Genomic DNA, 19,321 nt, shown 5'->3' on the forward strand with positions numbered 1-19,321 from the left:
TATGCTGGGCGAATTGCCAGTATATGTAAGAGATGGTATGGCTCGACTAAAGGAAGGCGATAGTTTAGCTGGCAGTATCCTCCAACTTAAAGATGCTGTTAAGAATGTTGTTGACTGGAATATCGTAACTCCAGAAAAGGCGATTATGATGGCGTCATACGTGCCAGCGAAGAGTGCACATATCTTAGCAGACTGCGGTTCGATTAAGCCAGACAAGGCTGCCGATTTTATTGTTTTGAACCCAGATTTGACTTTAGTAGAGACTTATCTTGATGGTGAGTCAAGATACGAAGTAATTAAATAGAAAAGTAAGTACCATTAACAATTAGTTTGTTTAGTGGTACTTTTTTTATAAAAATATATTAGTGGTCTAGACAGATTTTAAAAGAGTGTTATTCTGATTATAGATATAAAAGCGCTTTTATTATAAATATTGAGGAAAATATCATGTCTAAAATTTCGGAATTTCTTAATAACGCCAGTTTAGAAGAAAAAATTGGCCAAATGTTCATTGCTAGAACTCCTCAAAATGTGGAGCAAGCTATAAAAGATATTGAAGACTATCGTTTGGGTGGGTTGATTGTTTACGATGCAGATATGATGGGATTAATTCCTGTAGAATTTCGAAAAAAATTGGATAAATTTCAAGCAGCAGCTGAAATTCCACTCTTAATCGGTATTGATCAAGAGGGTGGAAGAGTTTCGCGCTTAACTCATAGTGGACTGATTGCTGAAAACAAAGACCAATTTGCTTTTCCACGCCAACAATATGCTCATGCTGAACAAAGTGGCGTTGGATCTGGCATGAAAATGGTAAAAAGGTATGCGAGTCAGAATGCCAAAATATTGAGAACATTGGGAATCAATTGGAATTTTGCCCCAGACGCAGATGTGAGTCATGCGGAAAAGGGGTTTATCTATGATCGAACATTTTCAAGTAGCTATGAACAGACAGCTAAATATATTAGTGAAGTAGTTCCGGCATGGCAAAAAAACGATCTAATTGCGGCAACTCTAAAGCATTTCCCTGGATATGGTAATGCTGCCGATACGCATACTGGCTTTGCTGTTCGTAGCGAGACTTTAGATTACTTAAAAACCCATGATATGTTGCCTTTTATAGCAGGAATAAAGGTTGGCGTTGACTCAATTATGGTTACTCATGTCATCTATGACCAAATAGATCCAGAAAATCCTGCAACTTTATCAGCTAAAGTGATTAATTTGATTCGACATGAGTGTGCTTTTGATGGAGTTATAGTGACAGACGCTTTGGAAATGGGAGCAATTAGTGATTTTGCCAAAAAGCGTCATCAAGCTTCAGTTGACGTTTTGGCAGTTAAAGCTGGCAATGACATGATCATGAATGCAGATTATGCAACAGGTATTGCTGAAATTGCAACAGCTGTAAGAAACGGGGAAATTTCAGAGCGAAGAATTGACGATTCTGTCAAACGAATTTTAACGCTAAAAGAAAAGCTGCATCTTAGTGACGAACAGAAAGTGCGTGAGATTAATCATATCGCAATAGCTCAGTTAAATAGTGCCAAGATAAGTAAAACCAAAAAGAAAATTGAACTTGAACGAATTGAGCATGGTTCTGTGCCAAACGAAATTCAAATATATGGTCGAGTAAGTGATCCGGCCGCTGAAGGATCGTTATTAATTTCAGCTTATGATCAAAGTGGTAAATTGGTTGCGACCTCAGTAGTTGGAGGTGAGGGCAATTTTGAATTAAAAATTATGAATGAAGCAGGAAATAATCAAATTTGTTTAATTGCACTTAATCCTCAATATCGGATTTTAGATATAAGTATATAAAATTTTAAATCGATAGAAAAGACTATTAAGCCAATGAATAACTAAATTATTTTAAAATTTTATAGTCATTGGTATAGATCAATTTTATGCCGATACATCAACCTTTTAAGAAATTTTGTTTTAAAGGTAGTAGCCTGTTCCGTGATATAAGAAAAATATTTTCATCAAAATCATTTACTTAGTGGTTATAACCAGTTATAATGAAAATGTAGAAAACGGTTACATACAAAATGTTTCTAGTAGAGGAGAGAGATTATGAACATTGTTGGTGTAAGAATAGATGGGAGACTTGTTCACGGACAAGTTGCTAACTTGTGGACTCCTAAGTTACAAGTTGACAGAATTATCGTCATTGATGAAGCAGCTTCAACTGACGATATTCAAAAAAGTGGTTTGAGAATGGCAACGCCTATGACAACTCGTTTAAGCGTTCTTAACTATAAGGTGGCTGCAGATCATATTAAGAATGAGAGATATGGTAAGCAAAGAGTTTTCCTTGTAGCTAAAAGGCCTCAAGAATATCTTAAATTACTTGATGAAGGTGTTGAATTAGCCTCCATTAATGTTGGTACGATGTCACAAACTCCAACGACTAAAGCTGTGACTAAACAAATTAACGTTGAACAGGAAGATATTGAAGTCTTCGATAAGATTGCTGAAAAAGGCGTTGAATTGACGGCTCAATTAACTCCTAGCGACGAATCACATGACTTTATGAAGTTGTTGGCTGCAGTTAAATAGAAGGAGTAACTACGATGGCTATATGGCAGATTATTCTAATCACGTTATATGCGGGATTTCAAATTCTTGACGAGTTAACCTTATACACTGGCTTTAACACCCCTGTAGGTGCCGGCTTCGTTGTAGGTTTAATCATGGGCGACTTGCAAACTGGTTTAATGATCGGTGCAGGTATGCAATTAATGGTTTTAGGTGTTGGTACTTTTGGTGGTGCATCAAAGATCGATGCTACTATCGGTACAACTTTAGCAACTGCCTTCTCAGTAAGTGTTAGTGGAATGAGCCCACAAGTGGCTATTTCATCAATTGCTGTTCCAGTTGCTGCTATCATGGTTCAATTGGACATCTTGGCACGTTTCACCAACACGTTCTTTGCTCACAGAGTTGACCACTACATTGAAACTTTCAACTACAAAGCTATTGAACGTAACTTCTTATACGGTGCTTTACCTTGGTCATTATCAAGAGCAATTCCTGTATTTATCGCTTTAGCATTTGGTCGTGGCTTAGTTCAAAGCATTGCTAATGCTTTGAACGGTAGCTGGGCATGGCTTGGAACTGGTTTATCAGTAGCTGGTGCTACTTTACCAGCAGTTGGTTTCGCAATCTTGCTTCGTTACTTACCAGTTAAAAAGCACATTGCTTACTTAATTCTTGGTTTCACTGTTACTACTTTACTTACAGTTGTATTCGGCAACATCCAAGCTCTTGGCGGTGGTATCGCTGCAGTTAACAAGAACTTTGTTGGAACCTTCAACTCATTACCAATGTTAGCTATTGCTTTGATTGGTTTTGCTTTAGCAATCTTGTACTACAAGAGAGCCATTAGTTCAACTGCAAGTGCTGCAGCTCCAAAGGCAAGCAGCGTAAGTGATGAGGGGGAAATTACCGATGATGAACTCTAATTCAAACTACAAAATTACCGATGCTGACTTAAAGCAGATTAACAAACGTTCATTGTTCGCTTTCCAATTAGGTTGGAACTATGAAAGAATGCAGAACAGTGGTTACTTGTACACGATTTTGCCACAACTTCGTAAGATGTATGGCGATGGCACTCCTGAATTAAAGGAAATGATGAAGGCTCACGTACAGTTCTTCAACACTTCCCCATTCTTCAACACGATCGTTACTGGTATTGACCTTGCAATCGAAGAAAACGAAGGTGTTAAAGGTAAGGAATCAGTTAATGGTTTGAAAGTTGGTTTAATGGGACCATTCGCCGCTATTGGTGACTCGATCTTCGCTGCTTTGCTTCCAGCTGTATTTGGTGCCTTGGCAGCAGCTATGGCTAAAGAAGGTAACCCAACTGGTTTGTTCATTTGGGTACTTGCTAACATTGCAATCTGTGTTTTCCGTTGGAAACAATTACACTTTGCATACGAAAAGGGTGTATCCCTTGTTACTGAAATGAGAGATACTTTGAATGCCTTGACTGATGCAGCTACTGTTTTAGGTGTGTTCATGGTTGGTGCTTTGGTTGCCACTATGATTAATATCAAATTTGCTTGGACTCCAAGCATTGGTGGGGTTTCATTCAACCTTCAAAATAACCTCGATATGATTATTCCTAAGTTATTGCCAGCTTTGATTGTAGGATTTGTATACTGGCTCTTAGGTAAGAAGAACATGACTTCAACTAAGGCAATTCTGATAGTATTAGTACTTTGCGTTGCCCTTGGTGGCCTTGGCATTTTAGCTAAAGGATAGTCAAATATTAGTGATCAAGTCTTAGCTTGGTCACTATATATTAGCCTTTAATCGTTATCTCCCTCAGTTTTCAATAAAATGTATTGTTATTGTTTCGAATTTTATTAAACCCATGAATGATTAGAGGCTAATATATGGTGATTAAGAACTTAATTGACCAAAAAATATAGAGGAGAGATGAACTTATGAGTAAAGATTTAATTTTGATTAGTCACGGACAAATGGCAGCAGGGGTAAAAGAAAGTTGTGAATTGATCATGGGACCACAAGAACATGTTCACGCAGTTTGCCTTTTGCCTGAAGAAGGACCTGAAGATTTTGAAGCTAAATTCAATCAAGAAATTGCCGCTTGTGATGACGATGAAGTTTTAGTATTTGCAGACTTAATGGGCGGAACACCAGCTAATACTATTAGTCGATTGATTATGGGTGGCAAGAAAATTCATTTAATCGTAGGGATGAATCTAGCTATGGTTATCGAGTGGGTTAACTCACAAATGGTTGGTACAGAAGGCGACTATGTATCGGCAGCCAAGAATGGTGTAGTTGACGTAAATGACTTTTTAGCAAATATGAAGAAATAGTAGTCAAATAAGATCAAGGTAATAAGTAAACACTTATTGCCTTTTTTTATCAAAGGATTCCGCAATGTACGAATATTCACTTAGATACGTTTTTGATGTTAGACATAACACTGAAGAAAAAAATAAAGCCTTATTGAAGTTTGTAAAAGATGCCAAAATTGATGATGTATGTTTTATTATCAATGGTGAAGAGCTGAATCACAGCCATTTGACTGCTGTAGAAACTGAACCTTGGCTTGAAGAAATTAAAACACTCCAGAAAAGACTAGCTCAGCTTGGGGTAACGACTAGTTTAAATCCATGGACGACGATCATGCACTCAGATCGTGGTTTTAAAGTCAATCCTGAGCTTGGATTCAAAACATTCGTTGATATTAATGGTGATAAGGCTAAAGATATGGCTTGTCCAGCAGATCCAAAATGGCGTCAATATATTACTGAACGATATGCTCAATATGCTTCAATTCATCCCAAACGTTTGTGGCTAGAAGATGATTTTCGGCATTATAACCATTCACCACTTAAATTGATGTGCTTTTGCCCATTTCATATGAAGCTATATCAAGAAAAATTAGGACATACCGAATCCCGTGAAGCATTCGTAAAGGCTTTGCTTACCCCAGGAAAACCTTTGCCAGAACGCCGAATATATTTGGAACAAGCTCGTCATGAAATGATTGAAACAGAACAATTGATTGAACAAGCAGTTCATCAGGTAAGCCCTGAGACCGACCTAGGTCAAATGACTTCGTTCCCTGATTGGCATGCTATTGAAGGGAGAGATTGGGCAGGCTTGCTTGATGCTCAAAGAGGGAATAAAACTAAACATCCCCGTGTAGTTAGACCCCACCTTCCTGCATACAATGAAGGTTCACCAATCATGTATGGACGCGATTTTGAAAAATATAGTGCGATTACGGCTGCTTATGTGGGTAATCAAGCAGAATTGTACCCTGAACTTGAAAATAGTATGTGGACTAGACAAGTAAAGTCTAACAATTTTATCGCGTTTCAGATTATTACTACTGCTCTTTTGGGAGCAAAAGGAATTTTACTTAATATTTTCGATATGATGGGCAATGGTATTAATGAGAACTGGGGCTACAGTAAGATGCTCAGTGATATCAAACCATTTGTAAACAAATTAAGTGCTGAAAGACTTGATCTTGAAACTTTAAGTGGGGTTAAAGTTTTGGTTGATCAAGACTCAGCGTTCAATACTCAAACGATTACAGGTAAGATGGTGGAAGAATTGTTGCCCCAAGATAAACAATGGGCTAGCCTATTAGGAGCTTTTGGGATTGCAAGCGCAATTCTACCTGTTAACCAGCAAGATATTAGTAATTTGAAAAATGAGATCATAGCCATATCAGGTCAAATTCTTCGTGGAATGGATAAAGATTTAATTAGAACAATGTTCAACCAAAACAAAGTCTTGCTTGATGGTGATAGTGTACAAGTGCTGATCGATTTGGGTTTAGGCAAAGAACTGCTTCATATTGTTGGTTTTCACTGGCATCAATGTAAAACTGGTTATCAATCGTTTGAACAAGCAGATGGACATCAAGTTGATAATGTACTTGATCCTCGAATTACGATGTTACAACATACCGGTTCTTATTTGTCACTGGCATATGAAGAAGATGCCGATGTGCAAGTTTGGTCGTCAGCCTATAATTCAATTGATGAAAAATTAGGAAACATGATGACGATCATTGATAACAATGTTATTGTTTTGCCAATTAGCACAGATCTAAAGTATGGTTGGGAAGCGCAATATTCTTCTTACAAAGAAGGATTGTTAAAACAAATGCTAGATGAAGTTGGTCAAGTGGATTACCTTGTGGGGATGCCAAATGTAAAATTGAGAATCGATCATGAACGTCGGATTATGTGGCTAGCCAATTTTACGCTTGATCAATATGATGAAATTAAATGGCACTTTGCTGTTAAACCAGGGGATGAAGTAGAAATATTGAAATACATTCGAGGGAATAGTCAAACTGAGAAAGTTGAAGTTGATATTTCAGGTAAAGTTGCTACTATTAAAAAGCCATTGGCGCCCTTAGAATTGTTGAAAATAAAGTTTTAAGTACCTGCATGACTAAAAATAACCCTTACATTCGCTTTGTAATGTAGGGGTTATTTGTTTACCTTATCTTCCAAAAAATAGTCAGGATAAGCTTTGATTAAATCAGGATAGCTTTGAATGATGTGTTTGAAGTGTTTCAGTTCTGGCTTTTTTCTTGTTCTCTGATAAGCTTAACTTAAATAATCAAGAAAGGAATAAATAATGCTAATTAGAAAATATCAAAAACAAGATTTTGCTAGTCTTTGTTCAATCCACGATGCAGCACGAATGCAAGAATTACGCGCAGCAGATCTAGTAGATGCCTTTTTACCACTAAAAATCGCAGCTGAACGAGAAGATTTATTTAGTTATCAAATTCTTGTAGCTGAAAAAGCTGGCAAAGTTAGAGGCTTTATTGCTTTTACAGAAGACGAGATTGCCTGGCTTTATGTAGATCCTGATTTTCAAAAGCAAGGGATTGCAAGTGAATTGATTCGACATGCGCTTAAGGAAATGCCGGCAGATAAAATCTATCTAGAGGTGTTGAAAGGCAATGAAAATGCGAAAAGATTATATGAACAATTTGGCTTTAAAACTATTCAAGAAGAATCTGGTAAAATGCCGGGGAATGAAGCTTTTGCCGTAACGGTTTGGCTGATGCAAAGAAATTAAAAAATTAATCTATATCCTTTACATGATTTACTTATGTATCTATAATTTTTTGTAAGTTAAGAAAACGATTTCACCAATTATTAAAACTACGAGGTATTATTATGGATAAAGTAATCGTCAAAGGTATACATCGATTTACGATCATCACATCTTCACTTATAAGAATTGAAGAAGATCGAACAGAAAAATTTGAAGATCGAGCTACTACTGTAGTGCAAGCAAGATCTTTCTCTGATCCTAAGTTTAAAATTTTTGAACATCGTAACGGACATGAATTAGAAATTATAACTGATGCAATTCACATGTATTATGATGGCGGTGATTTTTCATCAGAAAGCTTATACGCGGACATTCTACTACAAGGTGTAAGTCAAGTTAGTCGCTGGTACTATGGACAAAAGAGTGATGATTATGCAAATTTAAAAGGCACAGCGAGAACACTCGACGGTGCTGATGGAGAAATTCCACTTGGAGAAGGAATTATGTCACGTAGTGGCTTTTACTATTTAGATGACAGCGATTCTTTTATATATAATCGTGAAAATGATGAATATACACTCCGTGATCATCAAGTGATTGATGGATATTTGTTTGCATATGGCAAAAACTATCAGACAGAATTAAGTGATTTTTATAAATTAAGTGGCAGCACACCACTGATTCCGAGATTTGCCTTAGGAAATTGGTGGAGTCGTTATCACGCTTATTCTGATCAAGAATATCAAGCATTGATGACTAGATTTGAAAAAGAACAGATTCCAATAAACGTGTCTATTATTGACATGGATTGGCACCGTGTTGATGATGTCCCTGAAAAATATGGCTCTTCCTGGACTGGTTTTTCTTGGAATAAAAAATTGTTCCCTGACCATCGTGCATTTCTTGATTGGCTTCATCGCCATGGTAAGAAAACTGCACTTAATCTCCATCCAGCAGATGGTATTAGAGCTTATGAAGATCAATATCAAGCGGTTGCTAATACGATGGGCTTAGATACAAGTGCTGAAGAACCAGCAACGTTTGATCTTGAAAATCGTAAGTTCAGGAAGGCCTATTTCAAAGACGTTCTTCATCCAATGGAAAAAGATGGTGTTGATTTTTGGTGGATTGATTGGCAACAAGGCACTGGTAAAAATGCTCGTCACCTTGATCCATTATGGTTGTTAAATCATTATCAGTATCAAGATTTATTAAGAAATCATCCCGAAAATGCCTTAATTTTAAGTCGCTATGGTGGTTTAGGCTCGCACCGTTATCCGATTGGATTTTCTGGTGATACCGTTATTTCATGGAAATCGCTAGCTTTTCAACCATACTTTACAATTACGGCAGCCAATGTTGGCTATACTTGGTGGAGTCATGATATTGGTGGGCACATGCAAGGTAGTTTTGATGGGGAATTAGCAACTAGATGGTTGCAATTTGGCGTATTTAGTCCAATCAATCGGCTACATTCGTCGAATAACGTTTTTTCAGGAAAAGAACCTTGGAATTATCGGTTGGATTATGAACAAGCTCAGAAAGCATTTTTGCAATTACGAACTAAATTTGTGCCTTTGTTAGATAGCGCCAATTATTTGACTCATGAGCAGGGCATTCCGGTCGTTAAACCACTATATTATGAATATCCTGATCGAGATGAAGCATATCAGTTTAAGAACGAGTATCTTTTTACTGATGAAATGCTGGTTTCACCAATCACAAGACCTCATGATGAAGTTACTCAAATGGCATATAGTGAAACTTGGCTTCCTGAAGGCGAGTGGGTTGATTACTTTAGTCACTTGATCTATCAAGGTAATACAGTGATAAAAACTTATCGCTCAATTAATCAGATGCCAGTTTTTGTCCGTAAAGGTAGCATTATTCTTACCAATCCTGATTACACGGGGGATTTAGATCATTTACCTACTAAGTTAGAAGCAGAAGTTTTTGTTGGTGCTAATGGAAAATACCAATTATTTGAGCATCAAGTTGATAAAATTGCTAAAACTGAATTTGGGTGGGATGAAGAAACACAACAATTAGTTTCTCAAAGCGAAGATGCCCATGGAATTTTACCAAGTGAGCGCAAAATTGAATTGGTAAAGCATAGCTCATCATTGAGGGATGTTTTGGCGGAGATGAAGCGCCGGTTGCAAGTTGCTCATATGGCATTTGATTTAAAGCAAAAACTATATGAAGCTTTCAAGTCACCTGATTATGGCTACGGATCATATATTAATTTACTGAATACGCTTGAAAATGATAATTTGCGTAGCAGTTTAAGTGAATTAGCTTATGTAAGATTGTCTTATGAACAATAATTAACTTAAAAAAGCGAATCATTGATTGACGAGATTCATGTCAACGATATGATTCGCTTTTTATTTAGATGTTTCAAGAAGAAAATCAATGATATTCTGATGAATTATCCCATTTCTACTAAAATCAAAATTATCCATTGATAAAACGTATTTAGGGTAAAAATCTTGAACGCCGTTATAAGCACCAAATTCACGAGTGATAGTCGACTCATTAGCTAGTAGATACGTAACCTGATAATATTTTTTCTCGTTGCCTTTTGTGGCAACAAAATCAATCTCTTGATTCTTGTTTATCCCAATTTCAACGTTATAGCCCCTGCGTTTCAGTTCGATATATACGATATTTTCTAGTACTTGATCGATATCGCGTTGATTATTTCCAAGAATGATGTTCCTAAGACCGTGATCCATAATGTAAAATTTTTCGTTTAGTTTAAGCGATTTCTTTCCACGTAATTCTTGTCTAGGGACTTTTTGAAATAGAAAAGCTTCAGTACTGTAATTGATGTAGTCTAAAATTGTATCGAGTGAAGGCATCCGGTTTTCGCTCTTCAAATACTTTTGAATTTTACTTGCTGTGATTGGATGACCAATTTCACTACTTAAATATCCAAATATTCTTTGAAGAAGATCTACGTTTCTAATTGAATATCGAGAAACAATATCATTAAGAACGACTGAATTGTAAATATCAGTTAAATAATTCTGACAGGCAATTTTATCCTGATATATGCGTGATAAGAACGGTAGGCCTCCGATGTTTACATAATTCATAAAATCACTGTTCAGGTTGGTTCTAGGTGAATCGATTGCTGTTAAGAACTCGTCGAAAGAAAACGGATATATTTTTATCTCAATATAGCGACCAGCAATCAATGTAGCTAATTCTCCAGAAAGTAGCTGAGAATTTGATCCGGTTAAGTAGATATCGCAGTTCGTAGTAACTCGTAAAGAATTAATTGCTTTTTGCCAATTCGGCACTTTTTGAATTTCATCTAGGAATATATAAGATGTACCGTTAATTTCTTTAGTACGATCTAACAAATATTTATGTAGTTGATGGTATTCAGTTAATGGTTCATTGGCAAGATCTTCGAGATTTAAGCTAATGAATTGATTTTCCTCAATTCCACGACGTTTTAATTCATTTTGAATTAATTGGAGAAAAACTGATTTTCCAGAACGACGCATTCCTGTGATGACCTTAATAATATCTTGATCTATAAATGGAAGCACTTGTTTTAAATAAATTTTACGTTCAATCATGACATCACCTCAGTTCTATTATATTGCAATATTCACTAATTTTATATATTTATTCGATTACACTAGTACAAAAAAGTTTAAATTTAATCCGAGCAAATACATAATTGCTAATTTATATTTTAGAGAAAATGATAGATTACGATGTTATAAAATCAAATTATTTATTATGCCATACTTAATTATATAAAACGTTCGGTTATTTAATGTGATGCTATCGATACTATTTTACGTACTATAATCTTTAACCTAACTGAAAATATCCGTATTTTTCTTGACTGATATGCTAAAATCAAGTAAGCTTTTAGTTATTACGGAGGTAAAAATGAACAAAAGAGCAGCTATCTATTTGATTGTGCCTGCTTTTACAGGAGTGCTAATTTTCACGTTTTTTCCGTTGATTCAAATAGCTATTCCTACTTTTCAGAACAATCAAAGCATTTTTAGTGAATATATAAGATTTTTGCAAAATACATACAATGTCCAAGTTATCAGTCGAACTTTTTTAATTGCTATTACGACTGTAGTGATCGTATTAATTATGGGATTGCCAATATCGCTTTGGATTGCAAGACAACGTACAAATGTAAAGCAAGTACTGAGTTTGTTAATTCTGTTTCCAATGTTGACAAATGCAGTTGTTAGAAATTTTGCTTGGATCATTATCTTAGGTCGTGATGGGATATTAAATAAATTTTTTATGGCATTGCATATAGTGAATCATCCACTGTCGATCCTTTATACGAATGTTTCCATTATTATTGGTTCAGTATATTTATTTCTACCAATTATGATTACATCCTTGGTTGGAAGTATTTCTGAATTAAATATTGAAGTAGAAGAAGCCGCAGCAGTCTTAGGTGCAACACCGTTGAAAAGTTTTTTCAGAATTCTGATCCCACAACTTACACCAGGAATTTTTACAGGGTGTATTTTAGTTTTTGCAGGAACAATGACAGCTTATACCACACCTCAGATCTTAGGTGGTAATCGACACCTAGTAATGTCGACGCTAATTTATCAGCAGGCAATGACCTTAGGCAATTGGCAAAGTGCAAGTGTGATTGCAATTGTGTTGATTATTATTTCAGCTTTGTCGATGTGGATTATGCGTCGAATTAGTCGGCTGCTAGATAGGAGGCCAAGTCTTGCTTGATCGAAAGAATAAAGTATTAACAATTGTTTCCTTGATCGTATTGGCTATTCTAATGCTGCCACTGGTCTTAGTGGTAGTTACTTCCTTCAATACTCAAAGTTCAATATCATTGCCAATTGAAGGATTTACTTTTAATTGGTATGCAAATATTTTTCAACAACCTGATTTCATCGCCGGTTTTGAATCAAGTTTATTAGTTGCGCTGTTAGCTAGTGGGTTAGCTTTACTGTTTGGAATTCCAGCAGTCTATGCTTTAACACGGTTAGATGTTCCAAAAGCTTCATGGTTTCAATCATTTTTCTTAAGCCCTACGTTAATACCGGAAATTGTAATCGGTTTTGCGCTTTATCAAACGGTTGTAATTACTATGAGGATTCCGGTTTTTGCAGGTTTAATTATTGGACACTTTCTTCTCTGTTTACCTTATGTGATTCGTTTAATTACTGCTAGTATGTTGCTATTGGATCGACATATTGAAGAAGCTGGATGGATCTACGGCTGTTCACCCAAAAAGACTTTCTTTTTATTAGTTCTACCCAATATTAAGACAAGCATAATTGCGGCTTTTATGATGTGTTTCATTAATTCCTTTAACAATATCCCGATTTCTTTATTTATGAATGGACCATCTTTGACAATGTTGCCACCAGCAATTTTGAATTACTTGCAAAATAACTATGATCCAACAGTTTCGGCCATTTCAGTATTGTTAATGATTTTTACTGGATTAATGATGTTTTTAGTTGAAAAGGCCATCGGTATTAAAAGTTTAACAAAGTAAGGAGTATAAATTGGCAAATTTAGAAGTAAAAAAATTAGCAAAATCATATGATGGAAAAAATAAGGTTTTGCAAGATATCTCCTTTTCAGTCAATAACGGAGAATTAGTGTCAATTCTTGGTCCCTCAGGTTGTGGTAAAACAACAACGCTTAGAATCATTGCAGGATTGTTAGATGAGACTTCTGGACAAGTTCTAGTTGATCAAGCAGATGTTACCAAAACACCAGTTTATAAGCGCAACTTTGGTATGGTTTTTCAGAGCTATGCGTTATTCCCTCACCTAAATATTTTTGAAAATGTTGCCTTTGGTTTGAAAATGCGAGGACTAAGTAAAACAGAAATAAAATCAAAAGTAGAGGAGATTTTAGAAATTACTGGCTTGAGTGAATTTGCACAAAAATATCCTGCGCAACTTTCAGGTGGACAGCAACAAAGAGTTTCGTTGGCAAGAGCATTGGTGATCAATCCGCAACTCCTTTTGATGGATGAACCACTAAGCAACCTTGATGCGAAGTTGCGTTTAAAAATGCGTGAAGAAATTCGACGTCTACAACAAAAGTTAAAGATGACGGTATTATTTGTTACGCACGATCAACAAGAATGTTTTGCGATTTCAGATCGAGTAATGATTATGAAAGAGGGTAGAATCGATCAATACGATACTCCCCAAAATATCTTCCATCATCCAAGAACCGAATATGTAGCTCGCTTTATTGGATACGATAATTTTATTCATTTTGATCAAGCTCAGGTAATAGATAATCATCATGTCAAAGTGGGCAATATAAGCTTTGAATCTATAGATGAATGTGAAAAAGCCAAGGTATTAACTATAAGACCTGAAAATATTGAGATTGTTGATCAGAATAAAGGAGATAATACTATTTTAGGTACCATCATAAGTAATGAGTATCTTGGTCAAAGTTTTAAATATCGAATAAAAACTGAATTAGGTGAATTTCAAGTTGAAGAAAGTCGCAAAAAGATGCGCTTAGTAGGAGAACAGATAAACCTAGAATTTCCTGCTAAACATCTCCATGCACTGTCAGAATAAATTTTAGGATAATTGAAAGGAAAATTTATGAAGCTCAAAAAGTTTGGTATTTTAGCAGCTGGTTTAGTAGTTGCAGGTGTAGCTATGGCTACCTCAGCGTGTTCTGCTGGTTCAAGTTCAAATGGTGGAAAGGTCGTTTTATCAACTTTTGGACTTTCCACTAAGCAAATGCAAAGTGATGTTTTGAAGCCATTTACTAAAGAAACTAATGTGAAAGTTTCAACACAATTTGGAGATAGTTCTACTCGTTTGACCCAAATCCAACATAATCCTAATTCAGGAGTCGATGTGATTGAATTGGCCCAAAATAATGCTGTAACTGGTGCGAAGAAGAAACTTTTTGCTAAGTTGAACTTTAGCAAGTTGAAGAACTTCAAGTATTTGTCAGCAGCACAACAAAAATTAGCAAAACAAACCAACTCAGTTCCTTATACTTTAAATAGTATCGGTATTATTTATAATCCAAAGAAAGTAAACCTTAAGGAATGGAATCAATTGTGGGATAAGAATTTGAAGGGAAAAATTGCTATTCCAGATATTACCACAACTTTTGGTCCAGCAATGCTTTACTTAGCAGGTGACCATGCTAAGACGGCCGTGACTAGCGATAATGGTGTAGGAGCATTTAAAGCACTTAAGGAATTAAAGCCAAATGTTGTTAAGACTTATGCACAAAGTTCAGATTTAAGTAATATGTTTAAGACTGGTGAGATCGAAGCGGCAGTTGTTGGTGACTACGCAGTGGGGATGCTTCAGGCTACTAATCCAGACTTAAAGTATGTCGTACCCGCTTCTGGCACTTATGCTAACTATGATAACGTTGCTATTTTAAAGAATAGTAAGAATCAAGATGCAGCATACAAGTATATTGACTTCCGTTTGAGTGAAAAGATTCAAAAGAAAGTTGCAGGTGCCAAGTCATTAAATAATGCTCCTGTTAATACCCAAGTTAAGTTAACTGAAAGCGAAGCAGCTAACAAGACATATGGCGATATTGCTAAGAGAGCGAAAACAATCGACTTCTTCTACGTAAATGATCACATGGCTTCATGGATTAGCAAGTGGAACAAGATTATGAATCAATAGGATTTGTTGGGCTGGCAAAAGTCAGCCCATTTTTTGTAGGTGAGATTATGACTAAAGTAGATTTATTAATAACTAATGCCCAAGTATTCAATGTCTTTCTTCGGAAATTTGTACAAACAACCGTATCAGTCAAGGATGGCAAGTTTTATTGGATTGATCAAAATCTTGATGGAATAGAAGCTGAAGAAGTTCTAGATTTAACAGGAAAATATTTAATACCAGGGTTAGTTGATGCCCATATGCATATTGATAGTTCAATGACGACACCTGCGATCATGGGAAAAACGATTGGTAAATATGGAACTACCACAATTATTGCTGACGATCATGAAATCACGAATGTAGCAGGAATTGAGGGGTTAAAGAACTTTATTGATCAACCTGCGCCAATTGACATCTTTTTTGGAATACCTTCTTCTGTTCCATCAACAAATGACCAAATGGAAACAACTGGAGGAAAAATTGGTGTTCCTGAAGTTGAAGAACTCTTGAAAGATCCAAGATTCATTTGTCTTGGAGAAGTTATGAATTTTAAAGGGATGACAGCTGAAGGACCAACTCTTATTAAAGATATAATTGCCACTTGTCGAAAGAATCGGCCAACAATGCCATTAGAAGGGCATGTTCCCGCTTATGCTGGTGAAGATTTAGCTAAAGTTATTTTTGCAGGGGTCACCACTGATCATACGCAACAAACGGCAGCCTTAGTTGATGAAAAAGTACGTAATGGGATGTTTGTAGAAATTCAATTAAAATCCATGCATCAAGAAGTGATAGATACGATCATCAAGCATCAATACTTTGAGCATGTAGCATTGGTAACTGATGATTCAATGCCTGATGTGCTACTAACTAGTCACCTGAATAATTTGGTGAGAAAAGCAATTTCTATGGGAATGAAACCAGAAGATGCAATTTATATTTCAACCTACACTCCAGCAAGACACATGGGATTATGGGATCGTGGAGCAATTGCACCTGGAAGAATAGCAGATTTTGTCATACTTGATAATTTGGAAAAATTTGAAATCTCAGATGTATACAAAAACGGTAGACCTTTTTTAGATGATTATCAAGAATCAAAATATGATTTTTTGCCAGAATTAAGACATTCTATTAATGCTTCTAAATTGGCTGAACAGGATTTGAAATTAACGACAGATCTTGTAGAAAATGGCACTGTTATTGCCAATATAATTCAGCTCAATGAAGTAGGAACTTTTACAAATCATGTTAAGAAAAAACTTCAAGTTAAAAATCATCAAGTTCAGTGGCAACAGGCTGGTCTTGCATTGATTATGGTTCAAGATCGTTATGGAAAAAATCAAGCACATTTTCAGTTAGGACTAGTTGATAAGGCAATTATTGGCGATGGAGCTGTGGGTGCAACTTGGGCACATGATCACCACAACTTGATGGTTATGGGAACAAATATTGCAGGTATGATCAGAATTCAACATCAATTGATTGAGCAACAAGGTGGTTATATAGCAGCTAAAGGAGAAAAAATAGTTGCTAATGCACCGTTACCAATAGGTGGTGTGGTGAGTGATCAGCCAATGGATATTTTAGGTGAACAGATAAAACAAATTAGACAAACTATGAGAGACTTGGGATATAAAAATACTAATGAGATCATGTCCTTTTCAACACTATCATTACTTGTGTCTCCGAATCTAAAGATCTCAGATAAAGGGTTATTTGATGTGAAAAGTCAGAAGAAAGTTCCTTTGTTCGAACTATCAAGTATAAAGAAAGTATAGAATTACTTGTTGAAGCATAAAATAAAACATGATATAATTTTGTCACTAAAATTAAAGGAAGTGACAATATGATAAATAAAAATGAAATACCAATCTTAGAATATGACGATAATTCTAAAGAAGTCTTGAGACCGGGTTTTTCAGCAAATAATCGGAATCTACCAAAGAAATTATTATTTGCATTTTTGCATTATCCTGATGAATACACGATAGAACAATATGAACAAGCACGTGTACTGGATATGTTTGTAACTATTACCAAAAATACGCCGATATATGGTTTAGAAATTGATGGTGAAGAAATATGTGTTGCTCAAGCTCCACTAGGTGCCTCCGCAAGTGCAGAATTCCTAGATCAATTAATAGCGTGCGGTGTTGAAGAAATTCTAGCGATTGGTTCTTGTGGTGAATTGGTTGATTTTGGTGAAAATGAATTCTTATTACCAACTCGTGCCTTAAGAGACGAGGGTACTTCGTATCATTATCTTCCTGCTAAACGGTTTGTTGATCTTAATTTAGAGATGGTAAATCGTTTAAAAGCTGCTTTAGATAAATTGGATTTACATTATCATGAATGTACAACTTGGACGACAGATGGTTTTTTCAGAGAAACAGAGGACATGGTTAAATATCGGATTGATGAGGGATGCCAAGTTGTAGAAATGGAATGTGCTGCTTTAGCAGCTTGTGCTGAAAAACGTGGTGCTAAATTTGTACAAATTCTCTATACTGCGGATAGTTTGGTTAATTTTGAAGAATATGATGAACGCAGTTGGGGTAAAAAGGCTGCTTCTAAGTCTTTAGAACTAGGATTGCGTTTGATTCGCGCTTTATAAATAATTTGAAAGAAAAAACTCCGTTGACGTTGATGTCGACGGAGTTTTTGTATGCAATTTTATTTTTTATAAAAAGTGTCTTCAACAGCACGGGTTATCGCAATTTTATCATGAGCGTAGGATAAACCGCCTTGAATGTATAACCGATATGGTGGTCTGATTGGACCATCACAAGATAGTTCAATTGTTGAACCTTCAGTAAAACTACCAGATGCCATTACAACATTGTCTTCGTAACCATCTTGATGATACGGAATTGGATCAACAAATGAATTTAATGCGGAATAGTGTTGAATTGCAGCACAGAATTTGATCATTGGATCTGGATCACCGAAATTTACTGTTTGAACAATATCAGTTCTTGGAGCATCCCATTTTGGAGAAACATTCATTCCCATTTCTTCACAAAGGGCAGCAGCATAGATCATACCTTTGATTGCTTCACCAGTTGTGTGAGGAGCCATAAAGAAACCTTGATACATGTCGCGTAAGTATCCCCAAGTAGCACCTTCACCTTTTCCGGCACCTGGAACATTAAGCCTTGAACCGGCGCCTTCAATTAGGTCCTTACGACCAACTAAGAAAGCTCCACCTTTAACGATTCCAGCTCCAGCATTTTTGAAAAGTGAACCAGCCATGATATCTGCACCATAGAATGTTGGTTCTTCAGTTTCAGAAAATTCTCCATAGCAGTTATCGATAAAAATATTAACGTCTGGACGTACTTCTTTAACAAAAGCCAACATCTTCTTGACTTTTTCCATAATAAAACTATCGCGAACTGCATAGCCGAGTGAACGTTGAATTCCGACTACTTTGATCGACTTATCTTCAAGATCTTTACGAGCTTGTTCGTAGTCGACTTCACCATCTTTAAGTTCGGTAGCTTTAAAATTGATGCCCCATTCCTTCATGTTTCCAGGTTTATTTCCGGTTAAACCGATAACTTCTTGAATGGTGTCGTATGGCGTACCAGTCAAGTAATAAAGGGTGTCACCAGGACGAAGCATACTGAAAAGTGCAACTGTAATGGCATGAGTACCTGATGTAAATTGTGGACGAACTAATGCATCATCAACCTTGAAGTAGTCGGCGTAAATTGCTTCAAGCTTATCACGTCCCATATCATCGTAGCCATAGCCAGTAGAAGGAACTAAATCTTCCTCAGCTACCTTATGTTTTCTAAAAAGGTCAAGTACACGTTGTTGGTTGTATAAAACTTGTTCATCGATTTCCTCAAGTCGAGGTTGAATCATTTTTTCAACTTTAGTAACCTTAGCTTTCAAATCTTCAGGCAGATTTGATTTCCATGAAAGTATCATTATTTTTCTCCCTTGCTTTTTGTTTATTTAAGTATACCGCGTGTGAGTGACGAAAGGAATTTTTATAACGATAGACGTAAGTGTCAATATTTTTGCGGTAACCCATAAACCATTAGTCTAATCTTGCTTTCTTAAATATTTATATGATTTAAACT

Annotated in this window: 17 protein-coding genes; 15 read left to right on the forward strand and 2 right to left on the reverse strand. The window is 36.0% G+C overall.

Annotation, left to right across the window (positions count from 1 at the left end; genetic code table 11):
- The 9 genes from BN52_RS01640 to BN52_RS01680 form a co-directional block, all read left to right on the forward strand.
- The coding region (locus BN52_RS01640) for an amidohydrolase family protein (RefSeq protein WP_040473300.1) at nucleotides 1–304 on the forward strand (304 nt) is incomplete at its 5' end.
- Between the two features lie 143 nt (nucleotides 305–447).
- Nucleotides 448–1,821: a glycoside hydrolase family 3 protein gene (locus BN52_RS01645; RefSeq protein WP_008472348.1), complete on the forward strand. Its 1,374-nt coding sequence runs from the start codon at nucleotides 448–450 to the stop codon at nucleotides 1,819–1,821.
- 255 nt (nucleotides 1,822–2,076) lie between these two features.
- Complete coding sequence (locus BN52_RS01650) at nucleotides 2,077–2,562, forward strand: PTS sugar transporter subunit IIB (RefSeq protein ID WP_008472350.1); 486 nt, start codon at nucleotides 2,077–2,079, stop codon at nucleotides 2,560–2,562.
- Between the two features lie 14 nt (nucleotides 2,563–2,576).
- On the forward strand, nucleotides 2,577–3,467 hold the full coding sequence (locus BN52_RS01655) for a PTS mannose/fructose/sorbose/N-acetylgalactosamine transporter subunit IIC (RefSeq protein WP_008472352.1): 891 nt from the start codon (nucleotides 2,577–2,579) through the stop codon (nucleotides 3,465–3,467).
- On the forward strand, nucleotides 3,454–4,272 hold the full coding sequence (locus BN52_RS01660; RefSeq protein WP_040473301.1) for a PTS system mannose/fructose/sorbose family transporter subunit IID: 819 nt from the start codon (nucleotides 3,454–3,456) through the stop codon (nucleotides 4,270–4,272). Before BN52_RS01655 ends, BN52_RS01660 begins: the two co-directional genes overlap by 14 nt.
- 185 nt (nucleotides 4,273–4,457) lie before the next feature.
- Complete coding sequence (locus tag BN52_RS01665; RefSeq protein ID WP_008472354.1) at nucleotides 4,458–4,856, forward strand: PTS sugar transporter subunit IIA; 399 nt, start codon at nucleotides 4,458–4,460, stop codon at nucleotides 4,854–4,856.
- A gap of 64 nt (nucleotides 4,857–4,920) precedes the next feature.
- Nucleotides 4,921–6,948, forward strand: coding sequence for a hypothetical protein (locus BN52_RS01670; protein ID WP_008472355.1), 2,028 nt, complete (start codon nucleotides 4,921–4,923; stop codon nucleotides 6,946–6,948).
- Between the two features lie 201 nt (nucleotides 6,949–7,149).
- The gene (locus BN52_RS01675; RefSeq protein ID WP_008472356.1) at nucleotides 7,150–7,599 is read left to right on the forward strand and encodes a GNAT family N-acetyltransferase; all 450 of its coding nucleotides are present in this window, start codon (nucleotides 7,150–7,152) and stop codon (nucleotides 7,597–7,599) included.
- 101 nt (nucleotides 7,600–7,700) lie between these two features.
- On the forward strand, nucleotides 7,701–9,905 hold the full coding sequence (locus BN52_RS01680) for a glycoside hydrolase family 31 protein (protein ID WP_008472357.1): 2,205 nt from the start codon (nucleotides 7,701–7,703) through the stop codon (nucleotides 9,903–9,905).
- A 60-nt stretch (nucleotides 9,906–9,965) separates the two neighbouring features.
- On the opposite strand, the gene BN52_RS01685 is transcribed toward BN52_RS01680, so the two are convergent.
- Nucleotides 9,966–11,171, reverse strand: a complete 1,206-nt coding sequence (locus BN52_RS01685; protein ID WP_008472359.1) for an ATP-binding protein — start codon at nucleotides 11,169–11,171, stop codon at nucleotides 9,966–9,968.
- A gap of 322 nt (nucleotides 11,172–11,493) precedes the next feature.
- Between BN52_RS01685 and BN52_RS01690 the strand changes: the two genes are divergently transcribed.
- The 6 genes from BN52_RS01690 (at nucleotide 11,494) to BN52_RS01715 (ending at nucleotide 17,844) form a co-directional block, all read left to right on the forward strand.
- Nucleotides 11,494–12,324, forward strand: coding sequence for an ABC transporter permease (locus BN52_RS01690; protein WP_008472360.1), 831 nt, complete (start codon nucleotides 11,494–11,496; stop codon nucleotides 12,322–12,324).
- Nucleotides 12,317–13,105, forward strand: coding sequence for an ABC transporter permease (locus BN52_RS01695; protein WP_008472361.1), 789 nt, complete (start codon nucleotides 12,317–12,319; stop codon nucleotides 13,103–13,105). Before BN52_RS01690 ends, BN52_RS01695 begins: the two co-directional genes overlap by 8 nt.
- 10 nt (nucleotides 13,106–13,115) lie before the next feature.
- Entirely contained in the window at nucleotides 13,116–14,159 is a 1,044-nt protein-coding gene (locus BN52_RS01700; RefSeq protein ID WP_008472362.1) for an ABC transporter ATP-binding protein, read from the forward strand.
- Between the two features lie 27 nt (nucleotides 14,160–14,186).
- On the forward strand, nucleotides 14,187–15,245 hold the full coding sequence (locus tag BN52_RS01705) for an ABC transporter substrate-binding protein (RefSeq protein ID WP_008472363.1): 1,059 nt from the start codon (nucleotides 14,187–14,189) through the stop codon (nucleotides 15,243–15,245).
- A 47-nt stretch (nucleotides 15,246–15,292) separates the two neighbouring features.
- Nucleotides 15,293–17,008, forward strand: a complete 1,716-nt coding sequence (locus BN52_RS01710) for an adenine deaminase C-terminal domain-containing protein (RefSeq protein ID WP_008472364.1) — start codon at nucleotides 15,293–15,295, stop codon at nucleotides 17,006–17,008.
- Nucleotides 17,009–17,076: 68 nt separating this feature from the next.
- A complete protein-coding gene (locus tag BN52_RS01715; protein ID WP_008472366.1) occupies nucleotides 17,077–17,844 on the forward strand; it encodes a nucleoside phosphorylase in 768 nt (255 codons plus the stop codon).
- A gap of 59 nt (nucleotides 17,845–17,903) precedes the next feature.
- On the opposite strand, the gene BN52_RS01720 is transcribed toward BN52_RS01715, so the two are convergent.
- A complete protein-coding gene (locus tag BN52_RS01720) occupies nucleotides 17,904–19,166 on the reverse strand; it encodes a methionine gamma-lyase family protein (RefSeq protein WP_008472367.1) in 1,263 nt (420 codons plus the stop codon).
- Nucleotides 19,167–19,321: the final 155 nt, after the last annotated feature.

The organism is Lactobacillus gigeriorum DSM 23908 = CRBIP 24.85, from assembly GCF_000296855.1.
Classification (GTDB): domain Bacteria; phylum Bacillota; class Bacilli; order Lactobacillales; family Lactobacillaceae; genus Lactobacillus; species Lactobacillus gigeriorum.